We start from the raw sequence: 6,647 nt of genomic DNA on the forward strand, positions 1-6,647 counted from the left end.
TTAAAACGAAAATTGGTTTAAAGCATCACCCATGCCCTGCGACAAATCAGCAGCCTCTCGGCGCGTCAATGCAGCGGCATCCCACAATTCAAAGTGCGCACCCATGCCCAACAACATCAGATCGCGTGACATCCCCGCAGCCTGCCGAAGCTCTGGCGCGACGAGCACACGGCCCGAACTATCAATTTCGACATCTTGAGCATTTCCCAGCAGCAATCGCTGAAGTGCACGCGCCTGCATTGGAAATGCGGCGATTTGTTCGCGCTTTTGCTCCCACTCAGGGCGGGGATAGACCAGCAAGCAGCCATCCGGATGTCGTGTGATCGTCAGACAGCCTTGCGCCTGCTCCAAAAGAGCATCGCGATGCCGGGTCGGAATGTTAATTCGACCTTTAGCATCCAGCGTGAGCGCACTACTTCCTTGAAACACCGATTTACCCCACTTAGTTGCACAAATATGCACTTTTCACCACTCTAAGTGAATGATTAAATCAGGTCAAGCTCAAAATTGCATTTTTTTCAATGGCGACAAGGACTTAGAACGCTTTTCGCATGAGTCACAAAAACGAAATAATCAAATAAATCATGCGATTGGAAGATCTAGTAAATGTTGAATATCAACACTTATATTAGGGATAACCCCATGGTACGCTGATTGGACTATTTGATGGATGCGAAAAAGGCAACGAGGGGTTGCTTAAGAAGTGCAAGACAGATCTATAGGCCGGATTCTGTAAACCCACTTGCGTGAGTTAGCAATCATTCCTCTGGGCATTCCATTGCTGAAATGCTCTAGCCACCTACCCGCATACTTGGACGGAGCCGCCCGTCGTGGTCGAAACCACACGCATGCCTATTTGGTGTTGCTCCGGATAGAGGTTGCCGCGTTTCACCCTGCAATGCCTGGCCCGCAAGCGAACCTTACACCACGGTTGACCCGTGGCGGAGTGCGTCTTGCGACTCACCCTCACTGCAGACTCGTCTCTGTGGCCCTAGTCCTCGCCGCGCACACGCTTGCGCATGGCGCGCCGGACGGTCGTTAACCGTTATCCTGCCCTGTGGAGTCCGGACCTTCCTCGATGCACGAAGCACCGCGATTGCCCAATCTGTCTTGCGCCGCCATTGTAAGGCCATACGGTTAAACGCAACACCTGCGACAATAGCGGACTTATATCCTTCATTCAGCCGTTTCAAACATGTCCAGTCAAGCTCTCATCACCCTCAACGCCGTTCATCTCGCCTATGGACACCATCCGCTGTTAGATGGCGCGGACCTTGCCATCCATACGCATGAGCGCATCGGGCTCATTGGGCGTAATGGCGCTGGCAAATCGTCCTTGCTTCGATTGCTTGACGGTCGCACCCAACCAGATGATGGGGCGATCAATGTTGCTGGTCATGTCAAAGTCGCGACAGTCGAGCAAGAACCTCAGCTCGATGAGTCACTCACAATTGAGCAAGCAGTATTTGGTGAGTATGACCCCGACAGCGAAGACTGGAACAAAGCCTCACGCGTGCGCGCGCTCATCGACAAGCTTGGCATGCCACCCGAAGCCATTGTCGGCACACTCTCGGGCGGCATGCGCAAGCGCGTTGCCTTGATCAGTGCAATCGCAAACGAGCCTAGTCTGCTGCTACTCGACGAGCCCACCAACCACTTGGATCTGGATGGTATTCAATGGCTCGAAACCACGCTCAAACAGTGGCCCGGAAGCGCCATTGTGATCACCCACGATCGACGCTTTCTAGACGCGATTGCTACACGTATCGTCGAACTTGATCGCGGAGCTTTATTGAGTTTCCCTGGCAATTTTTCTGAGTGGCAAGTGCGTAAAGCGCAGTGGCTGGAGTCACAACGCCTTGAAAATGCCCGCTTCGATAAGCTCTTGGCACAAGAAGAGATTTGGATTCGCAAGGGTGTCGAGGCGAGGCGCACTCGTAACGAAGGCCGTGTGCGCAGACTGGAACAGTTACGTGTCGAACGCGCAGACAGGCGCGAACGCCAAGGAAACGTCCAACTTGCCATTGACTCAGGTCAACGCTCGGGCAAACTTGTCGCTGAACTCGAAAACGTCAGCAAGTCTTTCGGCGAGCGTTGCGTGGTCAAGGACTACTCCACCACCATCATGCGCGGTGACCGTATCGGCTTCATCGGACCAAACGGTGCCGGCAAATCCACGCTGCTCAAGCTCATCCTTGGAACGCTCCAACCGGATAGCGGCACGGTTAAGCTCGGCACCAATTTAAGCGTGGCTTATTTTGATCAGATGCGAAGCCAGCTAGATGAAAACGCCACCCTCGCAGATGTCATTAACCCGGGGAGTGAATGGATCGAAATTGGCAATACGCGCAAACACGTCATGAGCTATCTGGGTGACTTTTTATTTGCACCTGCCCGCGCGCACTCCCCAGTCAAAAGTCTTTCTGGTGGCGAACGCGCACGATTACTGTTGGCGCGACTGTTTGCACGGCCTGCAAATATCTTGGTGCTGGACGAACCCACCAATGACCTCGATATTGAAACACTTGAACTACTTGAGGAGCTTTTACAAGACTATCCAGGCACCGTCTTGCTGGTCAGCCATGACCGTACTTTTCTAGACAACGTTGTCACTCAAACGATTGCGAGTGAAGGGAATGGTCGCTGGAAAGATTATGTGGGTGGCTTTGCGGATTGGGAGCGTCAACGTAAGACGACACAAGGTCCTTCTGCGATCAATCAATTGAAATCCGTCGCACCCGTCACAAGCGCAACCAAGGATAATGATCCAGTCTCTATCAGTGCCGTGGCAAGTACCTCAGCACCGACCGAGCCAGTGACGACAAAAAGTTCAGCGACCAAAGCTCGTGCGGTCAAACTCACGCCTTGGGAAGCAAAAGAGCTTGTACAGCTGCCTTTGGATATCCAAACTCTCGAACAAGAACAAGAGGCGCTGGTTGCAGAAATGGGCAGTGGTGAGCTCTACAAAACAGACCCCACCAAACTCACGACGATTCAGGCAAGACTGACCGAAATTGATGCCCTACTTCTCAAGCACTTCGCACGCTGGGAAGCGCTCGAAGCCAGGCAATCCTGACCGCACTCATGACGCCCTACTGGCGCACCCGCCACTTGAGCGTTTCACCTGCCGCCAACGGAACAATCGTTTCTTTGCCAAACGGTAGTTCTGTTGGAATGATGAAGTCGCCACGTTCGAGTGTCATGGTGCCGGTATTGCGTGGCAAGCCATAAAAATCTGGGCCCCGAAAACTCGCAAAGGCCTCGAGCTTATCAATTTTTCCAACGCTATCAAAAGCCGTTGCGTACAGCTCCATCGCATGCAGTGCCGTATAGCAGCCCGCACATCCACAGGCATGCTCTTTTAAGCCCTTAGAATGTGGTGCACTATCGGTTCCCAAAAAGAAGCGCGGACTGTCACTCGTCGCGGCGTCCAGCAAAGCGCGGCGATGCACTTCGCGCTTTAGGATCGGCAAACAATAGTAATGTGGCCGCACACCACCCTGGAAAATTGCATTTCGGTTGTAGAGGAGATGCTGCGCAGTGATGGTAGCCGCCACCGGCCCTTCGGCGTCGCGCACATATTCCGCACCCTCTTTTGTTGTGATGTGTTCAAACACAACCTTCAGCTCAGGAAATGATTTGCGCAATGGGATCATGACCCGATCAATGAACAAAGCTTCGCGATCAAACACGTCGACGGCAGGGTCTGTGACCTCTCCATGAACGAGAAGAGGCATGCCAATCCGCTGCATCGCCTCAAGCACGCCACTACAACGTGCCAGCAAATCAGTTACGCCGGCATCAGAGTTTGTCGTCGCGCCAGCTGGGTAGAGCTTAAAAGCAACCGCGGCCCCAGACTCGAACGCATGAATGGCTTCAGCAGGCTGCGTATTGTCCGTAAGATAAAGTGTCATCAACGGTTTAAAGCTTGCCGCTGGCATGCCAACCGCTGCAAGCGCTTGCTCGATACGTGTACGGTAAGCAACAGCCAATGCCGCCGTCGTGACAGGCGGTTTCAGGTTTGGCATCACGATCGCACGCGCAAATTGTCTGGCGGTATCACCGATGACAGCCTGTAGCGCTTCGGCATCACGTAAATGTAAATGCCAATCATCAGGTCGCGTAATGGTTAGCGTTGTTTGTGTCATGTTAATTAGATTACCTAGTATTAAGTGTTTCGTGTGACGTGTTTTTTATTCTGTGCCCGATAACGGCATCCCTCTTTCTACCAACGCGGCAAACATCGCGCTACCAACCGGAATGACATCGTCATTAAAATCAAATTTTGGATTGTGCAAAAATTTGCCTTCCTCTGCGCCACCTTGACCCAACCTAAAGTAAGCACCAGGAACTTTTTTCAACATAAAAGAAAAGTCCTCTGAACCCATTGAAGGTGTCATGTCGCGGACAACGTTATCCGCACCAAAAAGCTCTGTGGCGATATCCGCAACAAAATGAGCATTGTTGGCAGTGTTGACCGTGGCAGGGTAATTTCGCAAATAAGTAAATTCAGCTGTGGCACCAAAGGTTTCAGCAATGGACTGAATCATTGACCGCATGCGCGTTTCTACAACGTGTTGAACAGCGTCGCTAAACGTTCTGACCGTGCCCACTAATTTTGCTTGCCCGGGAATCACACTTGCTGCTGAAGCATGTCCAGCATTGATATGTCCAAAAGATAAAACCGCGGCCTCAAGGGGATGAACATTTCTTGAAACAATCGTTTGTAACGCGGTCACTATATTGGCCGCTACCACGATGGGATCAATTGTCTGATACGGATGGGCACCATGCCCCCCTCGTCCCTGAATCGTGATCTCAAACTTATCGCTGGCTGCCATCATTGGACCTGGATTGATCCCAATCACGCCAGCCGGCAATCCGGGCCAATTATGGAGCGCATAAATCGCATCACATGGAAAGCGCTCAAATAAACCATCATCGACCATTGCCTTTGCACCGCCCAAGCCCTCTTCAGCGGGTTGAAAAATTAAAATTGCGGTTCCGTTGAAATTTCTATTCTGCATGAGGTATTTCGCCGCACCCAACAGAATCGTAGTGTGACCATCATGCCCACAGGCATGCATCATCCCCGGGACGGTTGAACAATATTCCGCCCTACCCTCTTCACTCATTGGCAGGGCATCCATATCTGATCTTAACCCAATCATTTTCCCAGAATCGGTTCGCTGCCCTTTGATGACACCTACGACTCCTGTTTGACCCACTCCTCTATGAACCTCAACGCCAAGTGCGGTTAACGCTCCTGCAACAATGCCGGAGGTCCGGATTTCCTGAAAACCAATTTCAGGATGCGCATGCAAATCGCGCCTCACGGCAACGAGTTCTTTGTGAAACTGTTGAATAGAAGCGAGCGGAGATCTTGGATACATAATCTTTTTATTTAAAATTAAGCAGTTAGATGTAAAAGTCTAAATAATTTAACTTTTCTTTTGTGATGCGCTTTAGGTGAAAGAGTTTACCTGTCTTGGTTAAAACTGAGTGAATTGAGACAATTTAGCGACGTTCTATATAAATTCTTTGTCTTTCAGCCCTAGAAGCGTTATGCTGCGCCCATTGTGCACATTTATCTGTTCCACTAGGAGAGCCCATATGGCCACCGCTAAACCAGCCGCAAAGAAAGTAGCCGTCAAAAAAGTTGCAGCAAAGACGCCAGCAGTTAAAAAAGTTGCTGTCAAGAAAACTGCTGCTGCAAAACCTGCTGCCAAGAAAGTTGCACGCACACCAAATGCTGCTTTCATGAAAGCCTTGACACCTAGCGCTGTTCTGGCTGCTGTGATTGGTGCCGCTCCTGTGCCGCGTACTGAAGTCACCAAGAAAATTTGGGACTACATCAAAAAGCACGACTTGCAAGATCCTGCAAATCGCCGCAACATCAATGCTGACGAAAAGCTCAAGCCCTTGTTTGGCAAAGCTCAGGTCTCAATGTTTGAACTGACAAAAATTGTTAGCGGTCATTTGAAATAAGCTTTAACTCAAATATCGCTGATGTAAAAAAAGGGCACCTACGGGTGCCCTTTTTTAGTTATTAAATCAATGGTTTAGTTTGGCGCGCTAAATTCAAGTAACGCGAGCCAGCCTTTTACTAAACGATACAAAATCCAAATCCCAGTGGCTACTACGCCAATCCAGCCAATGTAGATGTAAGTGGCGATTCCGCTAATCACTAATGCCAACAGACCCCACCAGAACGTCTGCATGAGCCAGTCAAAATGTGCCGCATAAAAGGTACCGGCTGCATCAGGTCGCTTGATATATAGCAGCACAATTGCGGCGACAGTTGCAATACCAAATACACCGCCACTTAAAAGACCTATGGCAAACAAGCCATACGCAACATGGGTGAGCGTACGCAAATCAATGGGTGTCTTTGTTTCTGGGGTGTTTTCATTCGACATATACAACGCTCCTATACAGATTAGCTGATGGATAAAAATTCACTTCAGCTTGTTATTTATCTTACATGATTGCATTGAATGAATAAATTGCTATTTCTAACAGTTTCAACACATATCGAAAGTACAAAGACAAAACCCCTCAGGCGAAGCCTGAGGGGTTTTGAGGGTAAGAGCCTGACGATGACCTACTTTCACAGACGTACGTCCACTATCATCGGCGCTAAGGTG

At 50.2% G+C, this 6,647-nt stretch carries 6 protein-coding genes and 1 other RNA gene; 2 read left to right on the top strand and 5 right to left on the bottom strand.

The features are described from left to right. Together mraZ and rnpB are read right to left on the bottom strand one after the other, a co-directional pair. On the bottom strand, positions 1-429 hold the full coding sequence (gene mraZ, locus WBJ47_RS03910) for a division/cell wall cluster transcriptional repressor MraZ (RefSeq protein WP_422245411.1): 429 nt from the start codon (positions 427-429) through the stop codon (positions 1-3). Between the two features lie 274 nt (positions 430-703). After that, positions 704-1,112: RNase P RNA component class A (gene rnpB, locus WBJ47_RS03915), an RNA gene on the bottom strand. An 83-nt stretch (positions 1,113-1,195) separates the two neighbouring features. Here rnpB and WBJ47_RS03920 point away from each other — a divergent pair. Next, positions 1,196-3,076, top strand: a complete 1,881-nt coding sequence (locus tag WBJ47_RS03920) for an ATP-binding cassette domain-containing protein (protein WP_422245412.1) — start codon at positions 1,196-1,198, stop codon at positions 3,074-3,076. Between the two features lie 16 nt (positions 3,077-3,092). Here WBJ47_RS03920 and pyrC read toward each other — a convergent pair whose 3' ends face one another. Together pyrC and WBJ47_RS03930 are read right to left on the bottom strand one after the other, a co-directional pair. Beyond that, positions 3,093-4,148, bottom strand: coding sequence for a dihydroorotase (gene pyrC, locus WBJ47_RS03925; RefSeq protein ID WP_422245413.1), 1,056 nt, complete (start codon positions 4,146-4,148; stop codon positions 3,093-3,095). 45 nt (positions 4,149-4,193) lie between these two features. After that, the gene (locus WBJ47_RS03930) at positions 4,194-5,393 is read right to left on the bottom strand and encodes a M20 aminoacylase family protein (RefSeq protein WP_422245415.1); all 1,200 of its coding nucleotides are present in this window, start codon (positions 5,391-5,393) and stop codon (positions 4,194-4,196) included. A gap of 220 nt (positions 5,394-5,613) precedes the next feature. On the opposite strand from WBJ47_RS03930, the gene WBJ47_RS03935 reads away from it, so the two are divergent. Beyond that, a complete protein-coding gene (locus WBJ47_RS03935) occupies positions 5,614-5,988 on the top strand; it encodes an SWIB/MDM2 domain-containing protein (protein WP_422245417.1) in 375 nt (124 codons plus the stop codon). Positions 5,989-6,062: 74 nt separating this feature from the next. Here WBJ47_RS03935 and WBJ47_RS03940 read toward each other — a convergent pair whose 3' ends face one another. Next, on the bottom strand, positions 6,063-6,419 hold the full coding sequence (locus tag WBJ47_RS03940) for a DUF4870 family protein (protein WP_422245419.1): 357 nt from the start codon (positions 6,417-6,419) through the stop codon (positions 6,063-6,065). Between the last annotated feature and the right edge of the window lie 228 nt (positions 6,420-6,647).

Origin of the sequence: Zwartia sp., from assembly GCF_049655405.1 — a bacterium.
Lineage (GTDB): Bacteria > Pseudomonadota > Gammaproteobacteria > Burkholderiales > Burkholderiaceae_B > Zwartia.

Excerpts from the sequence above, each read along its gene's own strand:
- WBJ47_RS03920 (WP_422245412.1), top strand. The coding sequence starts at position 1,196 with ATGTCCAGTCAAGCTCTCATCACCCTCAACGCCGTTCATCTCGCCTAT.
- pyrC (WP_422245413.1), bottom strand. The coding sequence starts at position 4,148 with ATGACACAAACAACGCTAACCATTACGCGACCTGATGATTGGCATTTA.
- WBJ47_RS03930 (WP_422245415.1), bottom strand. The coding sequence starts at position 5,393 with ATGTATCCAAGATCTCCGCTCGCTTCTATTCAACAGTTTCACAAAGAA.
- WBJ47_RS03935 (WP_422245417.1), top strand. The coding sequence starts at position 5,614 with ATGGCCACCGCTAAACCAGCCGCAAAGAAAGTAGCCGTCAAAAAAGTT.
- WBJ47_RS03940 (WP_422245419.1), bottom strand. The coding sequence starts at position 6,419 with ATGTCGAATGAAAACACCCCAGAAACAAAGACACCCATTGATTTGCGT.